Annotated in this window: 18 protein-coding genes; 9 read left to right on the top strand and 9 right to left on the bottom strand. The window is 73.6% G+C overall.

Going from position 1 to position 15,106, the window contains the following annotated elements; translation table 11 throughout:
- Positions 1-18: 18 nt before the first annotated feature.
- Positions 19-432: a hypothetical protein gene (locus tag E1193_RS22345; RefSeq protein ID WP_207922805.1), complete on the bottom strand. Its 414-nt coding sequence runs from the start codon at positions 430-432 to the stop codon at positions 19-21.
- Positions 429-1,226 carry a GNAT family N-acetyltransferase gene (locus E1193_RS22340; protein WP_132185142.1) on the bottom strand — a complete coding sequence of 266 codons (798 nt, stop codon included), beginning with the start codon at positions 1,224-1,226 and terminating at the stop codon, positions 429-431. The genes E1193_RS22345 and E1193_RS22340 overlap by 4 nt, the downstream gene beginning before the upstream one ends.
- 41 nt (positions 1,227-1,267) lie before the next feature.
- Here E1193_RS22340 and E1193_RS22335 point away from each other — a divergent pair, with 41 nt between their 5' ends.
- Genes E1193_RS22335 through E1193_RS22325 form a run of 3 tightly spaced genes read left to right on the top strand, consistent with a single transcriptional unit; the run spans position 1,268 to position 2,368 of the window.
- Positions 1,268-1,660, top strand: coding sequence for a DUF202 domain-containing protein (locus E1193_RS22335; protein ID WP_132185141.1), 393 nt, complete (start codon positions 1,268-1,270; stop codon positions 1,658-1,660).
- On the top strand, positions 1,657-1,956 hold the full coding sequence (locus E1193_RS22330; protein WP_132185140.1) for a DUF202 domain-containing protein: 300 nt from the start codon (positions 1,657-1,659) through the stop codon (positions 1,954-1,956). Before E1193_RS22335 ends, E1193_RS22330 begins: the two co-directional genes overlap by 4 nt.
- Positions 1,957-1,984: 28 nt before the next feature.
- Positions 1,985-2,368: a PLD nuclease N-terminal domain-containing protein gene (locus tag E1193_RS22325; protein ID WP_132185139.1), complete on the top strand. Its 384-nt coding sequence runs from the start codon at positions 1,985-1,987 to the stop codon at positions 2,366-2,368.
- 222 nt (positions 2,369-2,590) lie between these two features.
- On the opposite strand, the gene E1193_RS22320 is transcribed toward E1193_RS22325, so the two are convergent.
- The 4 genes from E1193_RS22320 to E1193_RS22305 all read right to left on the bottom strand — a co-directional run bounded on the left by E1193_RS22320 (position 2,591) and on the right by E1193_RS22305 (position 6,984).
- Positions 2,591-3,397, bottom strand: coding sequence for an ABC transporter permease (locus E1193_RS22320; protein ID WP_132185138.1), 807 nt, complete (start codon positions 3,395-3,397; stop codon positions 2,591-2,593).
- On the bottom strand, positions 3,394-4,365 hold the full coding sequence (locus E1193_RS22315) for an ATP-binding cassette domain-containing protein (RefSeq protein ID WP_132185137.1): 972 nt from the start codon (positions 4,363-4,365) through the stop codon (positions 3,394-3,396). The genes E1193_RS22320 and E1193_RS22315 overlap by 4 nt, the downstream gene beginning before the upstream one ends.
- A 159-nt stretch (positions 4,366-4,524) precedes the next feature.
- The gene (locus E1193_RS22310; RefSeq protein ID WP_132185136.1) at positions 4,525-6,147 is read right to left on the bottom strand and encodes an acetolactate synthase; all 1,623 of its coding nucleotides are present in this window, start codon (positions 6,145-6,147) and stop codon (positions 4,525-4,527) included.
- Positions 6,148-6,210: 63 nt separating this feature from the next.
- Positions 6,211-6,984 (bottom strand): enoyl-CoA hydratase-related protein, encoded by a 774-nt coding sequence (locus E1193_RS22305; RefSeq protein WP_132185135.1) that lies wholly within the window; start codon positions 6,982-6,984, stop codon positions 6,211-6,213.
- A gap of 97 nt (positions 6,985-7,081) precedes the next feature.
- Between E1193_RS22305 and E1193_RS22300 the strand changes: the two genes are divergently transcribed.
- The 3 genes from E1193_RS22300 (at position 7,082) to E1193_RS22290 (ending at position 8,996) form a co-directional block, all read left to right on the top strand.
- Complete coding sequence (locus tag E1193_RS22300; RefSeq protein ID WP_132185134.1) at positions 7,082-7,591, top strand: DUF6232 family protein; 510 nt, start codon at positions 7,082-7,084, stop codon at positions 7,589-7,591.
- A 116-nt stretch (positions 7,592-7,707) separates the two neighbouring features.
- Positions 7,708-8,187: a DUF6232 family protein gene (locus E1193_RS22295; RefSeq protein ID WP_132185133.1), complete on the top strand. Its 480-nt coding sequence runs from the start codon at positions 7,708-7,710 to the stop codon at positions 8,185-8,187.
- Positions 8,188-8,267: 80 nt separating this feature from the next.
- Entirely contained in the window at positions 8,268-8,996 is a 729-nt protein-coding gene (locus E1193_RS22290; protein WP_132185132.1) for a hypothetical protein, read from the top strand.
- Between the two features lie 14 nt (positions 8,997-9,010).
- Here E1193_RS22290 and E1193_RS22285 read toward each other — a convergent pair whose 3' ends face one another.
- Complete coding sequence (locus E1193_RS22285) at positions 9,011-9,913, bottom strand: ribokinase (RefSeq protein WP_132185144.1); 903 nt, start codon at positions 9,911-9,913, stop codon at positions 9,011-9,013.
- An 84-nt stretch (positions 9,914-9,997) separates the two neighbouring features.
- On the bottom strand, positions 9,998-10,831 hold the full coding sequence (locus E1193_RS22280) for an ABC transporter ATP-binding protein (RefSeq protein WP_132185131.1): 834 nt from the start codon (positions 10,829-10,831) through the stop codon (positions 9,998-10,000).
- A 132-nt stretch (positions 10,832-10,963) separates the two neighbouring features.
- Between E1193_RS22280 and E1193_RS22275 the strand changes: the two genes are divergently transcribed.
- Genes E1193_RS22275 through E1193_RS22265 form a run of 3 tightly spaced genes read left to right on the top strand, consistent with a single transcriptional unit; the run spans position 10,964 to position 14,498 of the window.
- Positions 10,964-11,983 carry an ATP-binding cassette domain-containing protein gene (locus E1193_RS22275; RefSeq protein WP_132185130.1) on the top strand — a complete coding sequence of 340 codons (1,020 nt, stop codon included), beginning with the start codon at positions 10,964-10,966 and terminating at the stop codon, positions 11,981-11,983.
- The gene (locus E1193_RS22270; protein WP_132185129.1) at positions 11,980-12,987 is read left to right on the top strand and encodes an ABC transporter permease subunit; all 1,008 of its coding nucleotides are present in this window, start codon (positions 11,980-11,982) and stop codon (positions 12,985-12,987) included. Before E1193_RS22275 ends, E1193_RS22270 begins: the two co-directional genes overlap by 4 nt.
- Positions 12,988-13,046: 59 nt before the next feature.
- Entirely contained in the window at positions 13,047-14,498 is a 1,452-nt protein-coding gene (locus E1193_RS22265; protein WP_132185128.1) for a glycoside hydrolase family 3 N-terminal domain-containing protein, read from the top strand.
- Positions 14,499-14,792: 294 nt separating this feature from the next.
- On the opposite strand, the gene E1193_RS22260 is transcribed toward E1193_RS22265, so the two are convergent.
- The coding region (locus tag E1193_RS22260; RefSeq protein ID WP_132185127.1) for a GNAT family N-acetyltransferase at positions 14,793-15,106 on the bottom strand (314 nt) is incomplete at its 5' end.

Genomic DNA, 15,106 nt, shown 5'->3' with positions numbered 1-15,106 from the left:
GGCCCGGTGTGGGCAAGGTCAGGAGGGAGTGGTGAGGGCTTTTCTGATTCGCTCGATCGCGGCCGCCTCGCCCGGCGTGACTCCCCCGTGCGCCCGCGCCACCCGAGCGGCGGCGGCGAGCACCACCTCCCGGTAAACCGCCACTTCCTCGGGTGACTTCACGCGCAGCACCTCGACCGCCCGACTCAGGGCGGGAAGCACCGCCACCTCGACCGCTGGGGTCGAACCCTGGGGCAGCCGGGGCAGCGGCCCGGTGGTGAGTGCCTGCCGCAGAACCCCGCTGGCCTCGCCCAGCACACCGGAGGCCGCGAAGCTCTCCCGGATCATGGCGAAGATCCCCGAATCGGCGTTCGACACCAGGAAAACCGCGCCGAAGGCACCCGTCTTGAGGATCGACAACTCCTCGTCCGTCAGCCGCTGTTCCATCATCACGGAGTGTAGACGTACGGGGTGGTGGTGGTGACCGGGACGAAACCGAGCCGCTGGAGAATCGGCCGGCTGTCCTCCGACGCGTCCACCTGGAGCAACGTCTTTCCGCGCTGACCGGCCAGGCGTGCCCGGTACGTCACCAGCGCCCGGTAGATGCCCCGGCGCCGCCACCGTTGCAACGTGGAGCCGCCCCAGAGGCCGGCGAAGCCGGTGTTCGCCACGTAGCGGATCCACGCGGCACTGACCACGACACCGTCGGCCTCCGCCACCACCACCGTGATCGACTGCGGGTCGGCGGCGATCTCCTTCGCCAGGCCGGTGACGAGGTGGCTGCGGTCCGCGCGCCAGACCTGCTCCTCCATCGCGGCGATCCGCTCCAGATCCTCACGGGAGGTGACCTCGCGCAGGCGTACCCCCTCGGGGAGGACCGGGACGGCCGCCGCCAGCGGCGCGACCGGTCCGACCAGGACGGTCTCCCGGTCCTCCGGCACGAAACCGGCGGCCCGCAGCCGGTCGGCCAGGTCGGCCGGCTCGTCGTGGGCGTTGAGTTTCCACTCCACCCCCTCCCCGCGCCGGCGGAAGAACTCGACCTGGCGGGCGATCAGCGCGTCCAGTTCCGTGCCGGCGAGCCCGTCCAGGGTGCGGTACGTGAGGAAGCCCCGATGGTCCAGGCCGAGGATCCGGACCAGCGGCCCGTCCCGCTCGACGGTCACCCCGGTGGGCACCGGGTCGGGGATCTCCGGACGGAGTTGACTGTCGTACGCCTCGCGCAGCGTGGTGGCGTCAAGATCGGTCATCCATCCAGGCTATGCCCATCGCGAAGCGGATAATCGACGCCGTGCGAGAGGTGATCAGGCGGTGGTTCGACCCGTCGGAGATCAAGAGCGTGGGCAGCACCCCCGACTACCGCTTCTCCCTGGCGAACGAAAGGACCTTCCTGGCCTGGCTGCGTACCGGGCTGGCACTGATCGCCGGCGGGCTCGCCGCCGCCCAGTTCCTGCCGCCGCTACCGCTGCGACACCTGAGGGAGGTGATCGCCGTCGTGCTGCTGCTGCTCGGCGGCACTGTCGCGATCCGGGCCGTGGACCGCTGGGCGCGTATCGAGCGGGCCATCCGGCTCGGCGAGGAGCTGCCCGTGTCCCGTTTCCCGGCCGTGCTGGCCCTGCTCGTGGGACTCGGGGCGCTGCTGCTGGTGGGGGCGGTGCTGGTGATGGGCTTCGGCGGCCGATGACCCGGGATCCGGGGCTGCAACCCGAGCGCACCCGACTGGCCTGGCGGCGCACCGCCCTGGCGCTGACCGTGGTGGCAGTGCTGGCGCTCCGGCTGGCCCTGACCCGCGGCGTCCCCGGGGCGCTGCTCGGCGCGGCCGTGGTGCTGCTCTGGGCCGGGGCGCTCGTCGCGCTCTGGGGGCGGGCCGCCGGGCGCGGGCCAGTGCGCGCCGGCACTCGCGCTCTGCCGTCGATCGCGCTGTCCACCGCCGGGTTGGCGCTGCTGTCGGTACCCCTGGTATTGCGCGGCGTGTGGTGAATGCACCGACGTGCGCCATCATGGGGGCATGGCCCGGCTGTCCATCCTGCTCTTCCTGGCAACAACCGTGCTCGCGGTCTGCGCGCTGATCAGTTGCCTCTCCGCCGAGGAGGGTCAGGTCCGCGCGCTGCCGCGCGTCGTCTGGGTGCCGCTCATCCTCTTCGTTCCGCTGGTTGGGTCGGTCGCCTGGTTCCTCGCCGGCCGACCGGTCGCGGCGGCGGGTGGCCGCGCCCGGCACCGGTCGGTGGCCCCAGACGACGACCCCGAGTTCCTGAGATCCATTGACGAGCGGTCCCGCCGCGACGACGCGGAGCTGTTCCGCCGGTGGGAGCAGGATCTGCGCCGGCGCGAGGACGACCTACGCCGGCGCGAGGACGACCCGCCCCGCGAGGACGACCGACCGGAGGTCTGACATCGACCGGGCCGCCGCGCCCCGAGCCGGTGTCCGCCGGGGCACGACGCGCTCTGCGCGGACCCCGACGTCGGCAGCCCGGCCACCGGCGGCCCGCCCCGGACACCCGCCGGACCAACCTGGGGACACCGCAGCCCGAACACCGGCGGCAGCCCGCTGGGCCGGCCTGCCATCAGGCCGGCCGGCAGGCGGTCAGGCGGTCAGGCGGTCAGGCGGTCAGGGTCACACGCGACGCCGCAGCGCACGCACGGCGAGCGGGGCGAAGACGGCGGCGAGGCCGACCGCCCAGAGTAGGGTCTGCGCCACCGGTCCGGCGACCGGACCGGCGACCAGCAGGCCGCGCAGGGCGTCCGCGACGACGGTGACCGGGTTGATCTCCACCCAGTGCTGGAGCCAACCGGGCATCCGGTCGGTGGGCACGAAGATGTTGCTGGTGAAGGTGAGCGGGAAGATCACCATGAAGCCGAAGATCTGCACCTTCTCCGGCTCGTTGACCAGCACCCCGACCAGCACCGAGATCCACGCCGCGGCGAGGGTGAACGCCAGCAGCAGGACGAACGCGGCGAGCACGCCGAGCAGGCCGTTGCCGACCCGGAAACCGAGGATCATGCCTACCACGAGCAGCAGCGCGATCGACCAGGCCTGCTTCACCGTGTCGGCGAGGATACGCCCGGCCAGCGGCGCCCAGCGGGCGATCGGCAGGGCTCGCAACCGGTCGAAGACGCCCTTGGTCAGATCCTGGTTGAGACCGAACCCGGTGGTCATCGTGGCGAAGAGAGCATTCTGCACCATGATGCCGGGCAGCATGAAGCGCAGGTAGTCGCCGGACGAGCCGGCGATCGCGGTGCCGAAGACGTACGTGAAGAGCAGCACGAACATTACCGGCTGGATGCTCAGGTCGAGCAGTTCCATCGGGTTGTGCTTGATCTGCACCAGGCTTCGCCAGGCCAGGGTGGCGGTGTGACGCAGCCCGGCGACGACGCCGGAACGGCGAGCCGGTGCGGCCAGGGTGGCGGTGGCGGCGGTCATGCCAGGCTCTCTTCCATAGCGTCGGTGTCGGCGTCCTCCTCGGTCCGGTGCCCGGTGAGGGAGAGGAAGACCTCGTCCAGGCTGGCGCCGCGCAGCGCCAGCTCGGCCACCCGCACGCCGGCGGCGTCGAGCCGACGGACCACCGTGGGCAGCACGTCCGGGTCGTTGACCGGGACGGTGACCGTGGTCTGGGCGATCTCGGGCGTTGACCGGGCCACCTCACCGGCGACCGCGAGCACGGTCGGCAGGTCGGCCGGGTCGACCGGACGGACGGTGAGCACCTGCCCGCCGGTCTTCGCCTTCAGCTCCTCCGGCGTGCCCTGGGCGATCACCCGGCCGTGGTCGACCACCGCGATCTCGCGGGCAAGCTGGTCGGCCTCCTCCAGGTACTGGGTGGTGAGCAGCACCGTGACGCCGTCGGCGACCAGGGTGCGGACGATGTCCCACAGCTCGTTACGGCTGCGTGGATCCAGCCCGGTGGTCGGCTCGTCGAGGAAGAGCACCTGTGGCCGGCCGACCAGGCTGGCCGCCAGGTCCAGCCGACGGCGCATGCCGCCGGAATAGGTCTTGGCGGCCCTCCCGGCGGCGTCGGAGAGCTGGAAGTCGGCGAGCAGTTCGGCGGCGCGGGCCCGCGCCTGCGCCCGGGTCAGGCCGAGCAGCCGGCCGATGAGCAGCAGGTTCTCGGTGCCGGTGAGGGCCTCGTCGACCGAGGCGTACTGGCCTGTGAGGCCGATCACCTGGCGTACCCGGTGCGCGTCGCGGCGGACGTCGTAGCCGCCGACGGTCGCGTGGCCCTCGTCGGCGGTGAGCAGGGTCGCGAGCACCCGGACGGTCGTGGTCTTCCCGGCGCCGTTGGGCCCGAGCAGGCCGAAGACCGTACCGGTGGGGACCGCCAGGTCGACTCCGGCCAGGGCGGTGGTGTCACCGAACCGGCGCACCAACCCTTCGGCACGGATCGCGTAGGTCATGCGGAAACTCCCGTCATCGCTGGTCGGCCTCCCACCCTGCCCGATGGGTGTGACACTCCCTCGGGCACGGAGCCGACCATACGACGGCGGACGCCATGATTCCGCTGATTTATGTGAACGGCCGAGCCGGCCACCCCGACGCCGGGGTGGCCTGGTGGCTCACGCCAGGTTCGACGAGCGGGGGTACGCGTCGGCCGGGTCGGTGAGCACGTTGACCAGGTACGGCACCCCGGCGTCGAAGGCGCGACCCAGGGCGGGGCCGAGGTCAGCGGCCTCGGCCACCGTCTCCCCCGCGCCGCCGAGCGCCTCGACCACCCGGTCGTAGCGCAGTTCCGGCTGGAGGTCCGCGGCGACGTCGTAGCCGTACATGGCGCGCATCGGGTGCTTCTCCAGGCCCCAGATGCCGTTGTTGCCGACCACGACGACCACCGGAAGTTTCTGCCGGACCAGGGACTCGACGTCCATCAGCGAGAAGCCTGCCGCGCCGTCGCCCATCAGCACGCAGATCTGCCGGTCCGGGTGGCTGACCCGGGCCCCCATCGCGTAGCCCATGCCGGTGCCGAGGCAGCCGTACGGGCCGGGGTCGAGCCAGGTGCCGGGCTGCGCCGGCTCCAGGTACTTACCGGCGTACGAGACGAAGTCGCCACCGTCGCCGATGGTGATCGCGTCCGCCGCGAGGACCTTGCGCAGTTCGCCGTAGACCCGGGCCGGGCGGATCGGGTCGGTCTCGGCGGCCATCTCCTCGGCGTCGCGGGCCTTCGCGGCGTCCTCGGCGACCCGGAGCTGGGCGATCCAGTCGGCGTGGTCGGCCCGGTCGCCGGCGTGGTCGGCGAAGGCGGTGAGGATGAGCCGCAGGTCGCCGGCGGGGCTGGCGGCCGTTCGGACGTGCCCGGCGCGCTGGCTGGGGGCGTCGACGACGTGCACCACGGCTGCGTCGCCGAAGTCGCCGAAGCTCAGCCGGAAGTCGAGCGGGGTGCCGACCACCGCGACCACGTCGGCGCCCTTGAGTGCGGCCCGGCGGGCCTTGGCGAAGGCGAGCGGGTGCTCCGGCGGCAGGGCGCCACGGCCCATGCCGTTGGTGAAGACCGGCACCCGCAACGCCTCGGCGGCCGCTCGCAGAGCGGCGACGGCGTCACCGGCGTACACGTCGGAACCGGCGATGATCACCGGGCGCCGCGCGCCGGCGATCAGGCCGCTGGCCTTCGCGACCTCGTCCGGGTCGGCCTCGATCGGGGCGACCGGGGTGAACTCGGGCAGCTCGGCGTCGCCGACGGAGAAGACGGCCTCAAGGGGGAAGTCGAGGAAGGCGGGACCGCGGTGCGGGGTGAGCGCGGCGGCCAGCGCGGCGTGGATCGCACCCGGGATGTCGTCGGCGCTGAAAACCGTCTCGGCGTGCTTGGTCACCGGGGCGACCAGCGGCAGGTGGTCCATCTCCTGGAGACTGCCGGAGCCCCAGCGGAAATGTGGTGCCCGCCCGCCCAGCACCAGCACCGGGGAGGCGTTGAAGTACGCGCTGGTCAGCCCGGAGACGCCGTTGGTGACGCCGGGGCCGGCGGTGAGCACGGCCAGACCGGGACGGCGCTGGAGCTTGGCCACCGCCTCGGCGGCGAAGACCGCCGACTGCTCGTGCCGGACGTCGTGGATCGGGAAGCCGGTACGGTGGGCGGCGTCGTAGAGCGGGAAGACGTGCCCCCCGGAGAGGGTGAACATCTCCCGTACGCCGTGCGCGCGCAGCGCGGCCAGCGCCAGTTCTCCGCCGTGGCCCTCGACCCGTTCCGTCATCACCACTCCCTCGTCGCCTGCCGGGTATCACACGCTACTGGCCGGTACGGGGGATGTGAACGGTCAGCGGCCGGTGAAGTCCGGCTTGCGCTTCTCGACGAACGCGGCCATGCCCTCGCGCCGGTCGTCGGTGGCGAACAGCGCCGCGAAGAGCTGGCTCTCCCAGGCCAGACCGGAGGTGAGATCCATGTCCAGGCCACCGTCGACCGCCAGCTTGGCGGCGCGCAGCGCCTGCGCCGGGCCGGTCAGGAACGGGGTGACCAGCTCGACCGCCGCGTCGTGGACCTGCGCCGCCGGGACCACCCGGTCGGCCAGGCCGATCCGCAGCGCCTCTGCCGCGTCGACCATCCGGCCCGTCATGATCAGCTCCTTTGCCCGGGCCGGGCCGACCAGGCGGGCCAGCCGCTGGGTGCCGCCGGCACCGGGGATGATGCCGAGCCGGATCTCCGGCTGGCCGAGCTTGGCGTCCTCGGCCACGATCCGCCAGTCGCAGGCCAGGGCCAGCTCGCAGCCGCCGCCGAGGGCGTACCCGGTGATCGCCGCGACCACCGGCTTGGGGATCCGGGCGATCGCGCCGAGGGCGCTGGACAGGTCGGCGGCCCGCGCCGCCATGTCCACGTAGGACATGTCGGCCATCTCCTTGATGTCCGCGCCGGCGGCGAAGACCTTCTCCCCGCCGGACACGACCACCGCGCGGACACCGGGGTCGGCGGTGGCCGCGACCGCGGCGGCACGCAACTCCTCCTGCACCTGGGTGTTGAGGGCGTTCATCGGCGGCCGTTCCAGCCGGATGGTGCCGATCCCGTCCCTGGTCTCCAGCCGCACGAACTCGCTCACGCCGCCCTCACTTCCTCGTCGAAGTCGCGTGCCAACCTTACGGCCCGGTCGTTGGGGTACATAGTCTCAGGTCACCCCCCGCACCGGGAGCCGAAGCATGATCACCTACTACGACGACAGGTCGGTGCAGGTCACCTCCACCGCCATCCGGATCGAGGGACGGGACTACCCGGTGGCCGAGATCGGCATGCTGTGGCACCGGCGGGGCAGCCGGTCCTGGCGGGTGCTGGCCGGCCGGGGCGCGATCGGCGCGGCTCTGGCCGGGCCGCTGGTCGCCGCCGCGCTCGGCATCGGGGTCGCGGTCTGGCTACGCCGCTCCCCCACCGTCACGCTCGCCATCGTGGGCGCCTCCGTGCTGGTCGGGCTCGCCGTCGGCCCGGTCGCCGACTTCCTCTTCGAGTTCCTCGACCGGTCGTACGCGCGGGGTAGCCGGCAACTGGAGATGTGGGCGCGCTGGCACGGCCGGCCGGTGCTGCTGCTGCGCACCGGGGACGCGCTGCGCTTCGGGCAGATCTACCGGGCGGCGCAACGGGCGCTGGAGAACGTACCGTCCTCGGGCGGCAAGAGCGCGTCGGGCGCCGGCCCGCGGCCGGGCAGCGGCCCGTAGGCCGAAACCGCGTCGGGCGGTTGCCCCGCGACCGGACAGCGGGGCCGGCGGGCGAACCGCCCGGGTACGGCCGCACCGAGAGGGCGGAAGTTGCCCCCGGATGGTTAGGGTTATTTATGACCCTCTATTACCGGGACGACGCGGTGCAGGTGACCTCCGAGTCGATCCGGGCCGGCGGGCACAGCGTACGGATCAGCGACGTGACGTACGTCTGGCACGCGCGGGGCGCGACGACGATGGCCGTACGGGGGCGGGTGCTGGGCCGAGGCGTGCTGGTCCTGCTGCTGTCGCTGCCGCCGCTGGTGGCGCTGGTCTGCGTCGTGTCGCTGCTCTGGTCGGCGCAGGATCGGGGGAACTGGACGGCGGTGCTGGTCATCCTGGCCGGCTGTGCGATCGCGGCGCTGGCGCTGACCCCCTTCCTGGAGCTGCCACTGGGCTGGCTGGACCGCTCCTACGAACGCGGCAACCGGGTGCACGAGCTGTGGGTGCAGCACCACGGCACCGAGGTGATGCTGGTGCGCACCCCGGACGCGTTACGGTTCGGGCAGATCTACCGGGCCGTGCAACGCGCCGTCGAACAGCACACCGAACAGTGAGCGCCCCCGGCGCCGGCGGCCTGGCGGGCTGCCAGGGCGGCCGGCTGCCGTCGCTACCCGCGGGGACGCACACTGGTCACATGGCTATTCCCCTTCCCCGGCCGGGCAGCGTCGTCGGCCTCACCCGCTCCGCCCTCGACCAGGCGTTCGGTTCGGCCGCCTCGTTCGCCGCCGCACCGGCGCGCGTGTTCGCCGTGCTGGACGGGGTGGAGGCCCTGTTGACACGGATCAACGCAGTGGTGGACCGGATCGAGGGCACCCTGGACCGGACCGACCGGGTGCTCACCGACGCCGAGGCGGCGGTGCGGGAGGTGGCGGTGATCAGCGCCGCCGCGACGACCGCGATCGACACCGCCACCGAGGTGGCCACGGCGGCGGCGACCGTGGTCGGCGAGGTGGACCGGGTCGCCCGGGCCACCGCCGCGCTGGTCGCCGAGGCGGACGCCGTCGCCGGCCGGGCCGCCGACACGGTCACCACCGCCGAGGGCGCCGCCGCCACGGCGGCGGACCTGCTGGCCGCGTACGAGCCGGCGCTGCGCCGGGGAGCGCCGATGGCGAGCCGGTTCGTGGCGGAACTCAGCCAGGAGGAGGTGACCGCGGCGATCCGGCTGGTGGACGAGCTGCCGAAGCTCAAGGCGCACCTGACGTCGGACATCCTGCCGATCCTGGCCACCCTGGACCGGGTCGGCCCGGACCTGCACGACCTGCTCGACGTCACCCGCGACCTGCGGCTCGCCGTCGCCGGCATCCCCGGTCTCGGCATGCTGCGCCGCCGGGGCGAGCGGATCAGCGACGAGCCCGCCGAGTGACCCGCCGTTGATGCTCAGTCGGCGGCCGGGGTGTACAGGGCGTCGATCTCCGACCGGTGAGGCAGCGCTACCGAGGCGCCGAGCTTGCGGACGCAGGCGGCGCCGGCCGCCGCCGCCCACCGCACCGCGTCGCGCACCGGGCGGCCCTCGCCCCACGCCACCGCCAGGGCGGCGGTGAACGCGTCACCGGCCGCGGTGGAGTCCACCACGTCCACCTCGACCGCCGGGACGTGCACCTCGGCGCCGTCCCGGTCGACGTACCAGGCACCCTGGCCGCCCAGGGTGAGCACCGCGCGGGGCACCAGGTCGAGCAGCGCTCCCGGCTGCTCCCGGCCCCGGCCGGTGAGTGTCTGCGCCTCGGTCTCGTTGACCACCAGCAGGTCCACCGCCGTCAGCAGCTCGGCCGGCACCTGCCGGGCCGGCGCCGCGTTGAGGATCACGCGGGTGCCCGCCTCCCGGGCCGCCACCGCCGCCGTGGTCACCGTCTCGACCGGGATCTCCAGCTGCGTGACGAGGACGTCGGCCTGGCGTACGGCGTCCAACTCGCCCTCGGTGAGCTCACGGAACGCGGCGTTCGCGCCCGGGACCACCAGGATCGAGTTCTCACCGGCGGCGTTCACCAGGACCAGTGCCACGCCGGATGCGCCGTACACCACCCGGAGCTGGCCGGTGTCCACCCCGGCGGATGTGATCCGGGCCCGGAGGGTGACCCCGAAGGCGTCCGAGCCGATCGCGCCCAGAAACGCACAGGAGGCGCCCGCCCGCACCGCGGCGACCGCCTGGTTGGCGCCCTTGCCACCGGGCATCATGACGAAGTTGCTGCCGAGCACGGTCTCGCCCGGCCGGGGCAGCGTCGGTCCGGCGCCGACGAGGTCCATGTTCGCGCTGCCCACCACGACAACCCGGGTCCGCCGCACCATGACCTCCTGCTCCCGACCTGCACGTCGCCGCGAGTCTAGTGGCCTTGCGCGGGGGATCGTGCGAATCGAGGCGCCCGCCGCTCAGGCCGCGCGGGCCGTGTAACGCTCCCCGTGCCGCTCGACAGCCAGCGGCAGGCCGAAGGTCTTGGAGAGGTTGTCACCGCTGAGCGTGTCGGCGAGCAGGCCCTGCGCGACAACGCCCCCCTCGCGCAGCAGCAGCGCGTGGGTGAAACCGGGCGGGATCTCCTCGACGTGGTGGGTGACCAGCACCAGGGCGGGCGCGTCCGGGTCGTACGCCAGCTCGGCCAGCCGGGCCACGAGGTCCTCCCGGCCGCCCAGGTCGAGTCCCGCGGCCGGCTCGTCGAGCAGCAGCAACTCCGGGTCGGTCATCAGGGCGCGGGCGATCTGCACCCGCTTGCGCTCCCCCTCGGAGAGAGTGCCGTACACACGGTCGGCGAGGTGGCCGACACCGAGCTGACCGAGCAGGGCGTGGGCCCGCGCCTCGTCGGTGCGGTCGTAGCTCTCCCGCCAGCGGCCCACCACCGACCACGCGGCGGTGACCACCGCGTCGCTGACCTTCTCGTCGGCGGGGAGCCGCTCGGCCAGGGCCGCGGTGGACAGCCCGATGCGGGTCCGCAACTCGTTGACGTCGGTGCGGCCGATCCGCTCGCCGAGCACGTGGGCCGTGCCGGTGGTCGGGTGCAACCGGCCGGCGGCCAGGTTGAGCAGGGTGGTCTTGCCGGCGCCGTTGGGGCCGAGCACGACCCAGCGTTCGTCGAGCTCGACCCGCCAGTCCACGTCGTGCAGCAGCGCGGTGCCGGCCCGCTTCACGCCGACGCCGTCGAGGCTGACCACCAGATCCGCGTCCACGGGCAGGGGGGCGGCGGGGGCGCCGGGGATCAGGTCACCAGTCACCGCTCCATCCAACCACGCGGCCCGCGCGGTGCCCCCCACGGGCGGTGCCGCCGCCGTAGGGTGAGGCGCCGTGTCGTTGGTCACCACCCCCGGAGGACGGCCCATGCCCGATCGTTGTCAGGACCGTCGCGGATGAGCGCGGTCATCGAGATCGAGGGTCTGCGCAAGACGTTCCGCAGCGTACGGAGAGGACACCGGGTCGCGGTGAACGGCTTCGACATGCTGGTCGAGGCCGGGCAGGTCCACGGATTCCTGGGCCCCAACGGGTCCGGCAAGACGACCACCCTGCGCGCCCTGCTGGGCCTGGTCGGCCCGGATGGCGGCCGGATGAACGTGCTGGGCGAACCGGCGCCGGAGCGGCTGGCCCGGGTGGCCGGGCGGGTCGGCGCGATCGTGGAGAGCCCGCAGTTCTTCGGTAACTTCACCGGTCGCCGCACGTTGCGGCTGCTGGCCGTGGCGGGCGGGGTGCCCATTGTTCGGGTCGACGAGGTGCTGGAGCAGGTCGGCCTGCGCGAACGCGGCGACGACCGGGTCAAGGGCTACTCGCTCGGCATGAAGCAGCGACTCGCGGTCGCCTCGGCCCTGCTCAAGGAGCCGGAACTGCTCATCCTGGACGAACCGGCGAACGGGCTGGACCCGGCGGGCATCCGGGAGATGCGCGATCTCGTGCGGTCGCTGGCCGCGTCCGGGGTGACCGTGCTGATCTCCAGTCACATCCTGGCCGAGATCCAGCTGATCTGCGACCACGTGACGATCGTCTCGCACGGCCGGCGGGTGGCGGCCGGCCCGGTACGAGAGGTGCTGGCCGGCTTCGACCGGCATGAGTGCCGGGTACGCGTGGCCGAGCCGGATCGGGCGGCGGAGCTGCTGCGGGGGGTCGGGATGTCCGTCACCGTGCACGAGGGGCTGCTGGCGGTCGGCGGGGTGGCGGAGCCGGAGCTGATCACCCGCACCCTCGGCGAGCAGGGGCTCTGGGTCGGCGAGCTGACCCCGATCCGCCCGGACCTGGAGAGCGTCTTCCTCGAACTGACCGGCACCACACCACATCCGGCGCTACCGCGGCAGGTCGACGGGTCCGCCCTGCCCGGGGAGGAATCCGACGACCCGGTGATCGATCTCGATGTGGCCGGCGACCGGGGGGTGGACGCGTGAACCTCGTCCGTGCCGAGGTCGAGCGGCTGGCCGCCCGCCGTTTCGCCCAACTGATGCTGGTGCTGCTGGCGCTGGCGTTCGTCATCACCGCCGCGACCACCGTGGTGGGGTCGCACCAGCCGTCGGCACGCGAACTCGCCGCGGCCCAGGCGCAGGTCGCGCAGGCGATCAGCGGCATGGAGGCCGAATTCCAACGCTGCCTGGCGGTGAAGTCGGGCCAGTTGCCGCTGGACGAGAGCGTCTACCTGCCGAGGGACTGCAGCGAACTGGACCCGGTGCTGCAGGAGCGGCTGCCGGTGATCGCCGACTACCTGCCCGGGGTGTTCGTCTTCGCCCAGCAGGCCGAGCCGCTGACCCTTCTTCTGATCGCCTTCCTGGTGCTGTTCGGCTTCCTGGTGGGCGCCTCCTACATCGGCGCCGACCTGAACTCCGGCGGGGTGGTCAACCTGCTGCTCTGGCGGCCGGGCCGGCTCACCGTGCTCGGCACGAAGCTGGGCACCCTGCTCGGGGTGGTGGTGGTGCTGTCGGCGCTCTCCACGGTGGCCTACCTCGGCGCCTTCTGGCTGATCGGGCAGACCGCCGGGCTGCCGGGCCAACTCGACGGGGTGTTCTGGCGGGAGCTGGCCACCGGGTACGGGCGAGGCATGGTGCTGGTGCTGCTGGCTTCCGCGTTGGGCTTCGGCATCGCCACTCTGGGTCGGCACACCTCGGCGGCGCTCGGCGTGTTCGCCGGGTACGCCGTGGTGTGGGAGCTGGGCGCCCGGATCGTCTTCGAGATCCTCGATGTGGCGCGGCTGGAGCAGCTGATGCTCTCCACGTACGTGGGGGCCTGGCTCACCGGTCGGGTCGAGTTCTTCGACGAACGGATCTGCCCGGGCGGCGAGGGGCTGTGCAGCGGGAGCTACACGATCACCGGAGGGCCGGCGCTGGCCGTGCTGCTCGCCCTGACCGGCGCGGTGACGGTGGCCGCGTTCGCCACGTTCCGCCGGCGTGACCTGATTTGATCCCCGCCGTGCCGGGGTGGCCTGCTCGACCCGCCGGCCCACGGAAGGAAGACACCACAGTGGGACGGGATCCAGGACTACGCCGGCTGGCGCTGGGCACGTTGCTGGCCGCGTACCAGGGGCCGGTGCCGCCGGGGTGGGCCGTCGACCTGGTCGCCGAAGGGCTGGCCGGGCACACCCTCTTCGGCACCAACGTCCACGACCCGGCGCAGGTGGCGGCGAGCACCGCGGCGCTGCGCGCCGGCCGCGCCGACGTGCTGGTCGCGATCGACGAGGAGGGTGGTGACGTCACCCGGCTGGCGCACGCCACCGGCAGCCCGTACCCGGGCAACGCCGCGCTCGGCGCCGTGGACGATCCCGCGCTGACCCGGCAGGTCTACGCGGCCATCGGCGCGGAACTGGCCGGCCTCGGGGTCACCGTCGACCTGGCCCCGACGGTGGACGTCAACACCGCGGACGAGAACCCGGTGATCGGCACCCGCTCGTTCGGCGCCGACCCCTTCCGGGTGGCCGCGCACTCCGCCGCCGCCGTCGAGGGTCTTCAGTCGGTCGGGGTGGCCGCCTGCGCGAAACACTTCCCCGGTCACGGCGCCACCGTCGCCGACTCGCACCACGAGCTGCCCACGGTGGACGTGCCGCCGGCCGTGCTGCGCGACCGGGACCTGCCGCCCTTCGCGGCGGCGATCGGGTCGGGGGCGCGGGCGGTGATGACGGCGCACATCCGGGTGCCGGCTTTGACCGGGGACGGACCGGCCACCTTCAGCCGGGCCGTCCTGGTCGACCTGCTCCGCCGCGAGTACGGCTTCACCGGCGCGGTGATCACCGACGCGCTGGAGATGAAGGCCGCGGCGCTGGCCGCCGGCGGGGTGGGACCGGCGGCGGTCCGCGCCCTGGCTGCGGGGGCGGACCTGCTCTGCGTCGGCGCGAAGGTGGACGCCACGCTGGTCGAGCAGGTGGCCGCGCAGATCGTCAAGGCGATCGAGGACGGCCGGCTGGACCGGTCCCGGGTGGAGGAGGCGGCTGGTCGGACCGCCGCGCTCGCCGCCTGGACCCGGGCCGTCGGCACCACGCCGGCCGGCACCACCGATCTCGGCTACGCCGCCGCACGCCGGGCGGTGCGCGTCGAGGGGGACGTCAGCGGGCTGGTCCGGCCGTTGGTGGTGCGGCTGCACGCCGCCACCACCCGGGCCCGCGGCCGGGTGCCGTGGGGCCTCGGCCCGCACCTGGCCGGCGTGACGGAGCTGCGGGTGGTGGCCGCCGAGACCGACCCGGCGGAGCTGGGCCGGCTCGCCGGGGGCCAGCCGATCGTGCTGGTGGGGCGGCACCTGCACCGGTTGCCCGGCGGCGCGGCGCTGGTCGAGGCGCTGGCGGCGGCGTACCCCGTCACGGTGGTGGAGATGGGCTGGCCGGGCCGGTGGCGGCCGGCTGGTGTACGCGCCTTCGTCACCACCTTCGGCGCGAGCCACGCCAGCGGCCGAGCGGCGGCCGAGGTGCTCGGCCTGGCCGACTGAGGACGACCCTGCGGCGGCGCAGGCGTCCGGGCCGACGAGGCCCCCGCTGCGCTCACGACCGGGCAGCCACGCTGCGTCACCATCGCCAGTCCACCTCGCAGGGTCTTCCACCGCAGGTCAAGTCGACTACCGGACACTCCTGATCGGGCGGTTGCCTCTTGCCGAAGGAGCGTCCTGTACGTAGCGTCACCAGCAACAGGACCAGTCGGCGGGCCTGGGGAAAGCGGCGGACCGTGGATTCGGCCCGGGATCCACGGTCCGCGTCCCGCCGGGGCGGGGCGGCGTGCCGCCGCGTCACGGGGGATAGACGCCGAACGACCGCCAGCCCGGGTCGGGGAAGCCGGCCGCCGCCGCGACCCGGGCGGAGGCGACGTTGGCCGGGTCGTGCCGGTAGGTCGGGACCGCGCCCTCGTCGAGCACCCGCCGGGCGGCCTGCGCCACCAGCCGGCGGGCGAGTCCCCGGCCGCGTGCCGCCGGCACCGTCCCCACCGCAAGTTCGTGGCCGTGCGCGTCGTGCCGTTTGACGCCCACGCCGGCCAGGTAGCCGCCGTCAGCGTCCCGGACGACGAGCACCTCCCGGTGGAACAGGTGCAGCCAGGGCGGGAGGG

The organism is Micromonospora sp. KC606, from assembly GCF_004348675.1.
GTDB lineage: Bacteria > Actinomycetota > Actinomycetes > Mycobacteriales > Micromonosporaceae > Micromonospora.
The sequence above is the reverse complement of the archived record's forward strand: the minus strand, read 5'-3'. Positions and strand labels throughout refer to the sequence as shown.

What these genes read in the sequence shown, in the direction of transcription:
- E1193_RS22295 (WP_132185133.1), top strand. Translation starts at nt 7,708, where the DNA reads ATGACCCTCTATTACCGGGACGACGCGGTGCAGGTGACCTCCGAGTCG.
- E1193_RS22300 (WP_132185134.1), top strand. Translation starts at nt 7,082, where the DNA reads ATGATCACCTACTACGACGACAGGTCGGTGCAGGTCACCTCCACCGCC.
- E1193_RS22320 (WP_132185138.1), bottom strand. Translation starts at nt 3,397, where the DNA reads ATGACCGCCGCCACCGCCACCCTGGCCGCACCGGCTCGCCGTTCCGGC.
- E1193_RS22340 (WP_132185142.1), bottom strand. Translation starts at nt 1,226, where the DNA reads ATGACCGATCTTGACGCCACCACGCTGCGCGAGGCGTACGACAGTCAA.
- E1193_RS22290 (WP_132185132.1), top strand. Translation starts at nt 8,268, where the DNA reads ATGGCTATTCCCCTTCCCCGGCCGGGCAGCGTCGTCGGCCTCACCCGC.
- E1193_RS22275 (WP_132185130.1), top strand. Translation starts at nt 10,964, where the DNA reads ATGAGCGCGGTCATCGAGATCGAGGGTCTGCGCAAGACGTTCCGCAGC.
- E1193_RS22330 (WP_132185140.1), top strand. Translation starts at nt 1,657, where the DNA reads ATGACCCGGGATCCGGGGCTGCAACCCGAGCGCACCCGACTGGCCTGG.
- E1193_RS22325 (WP_132185139.1), top strand. Translation starts at nt 1,985, where the DNA reads ATGGCCCGGCTGTCCATCCTGCTCTTCCTGGCAACAACCGTGCTCGCG.
- E1193_RS22315 (WP_132185137.1), bottom strand. Translation starts at nt 4,365, where the DNA reads ATGACCTACGCGATCCGTGCCGAAGGGTTGGTGCGCCGGTTCGGTGAC.
- E1193_RS22310 (WP_132185136.1), bottom strand. Translation starts at nt 6,147, where the DNA reads ATGACGGAACGGGTCGAGGGCCACGGCGGAGAACTGGCGCTGGCCGCG.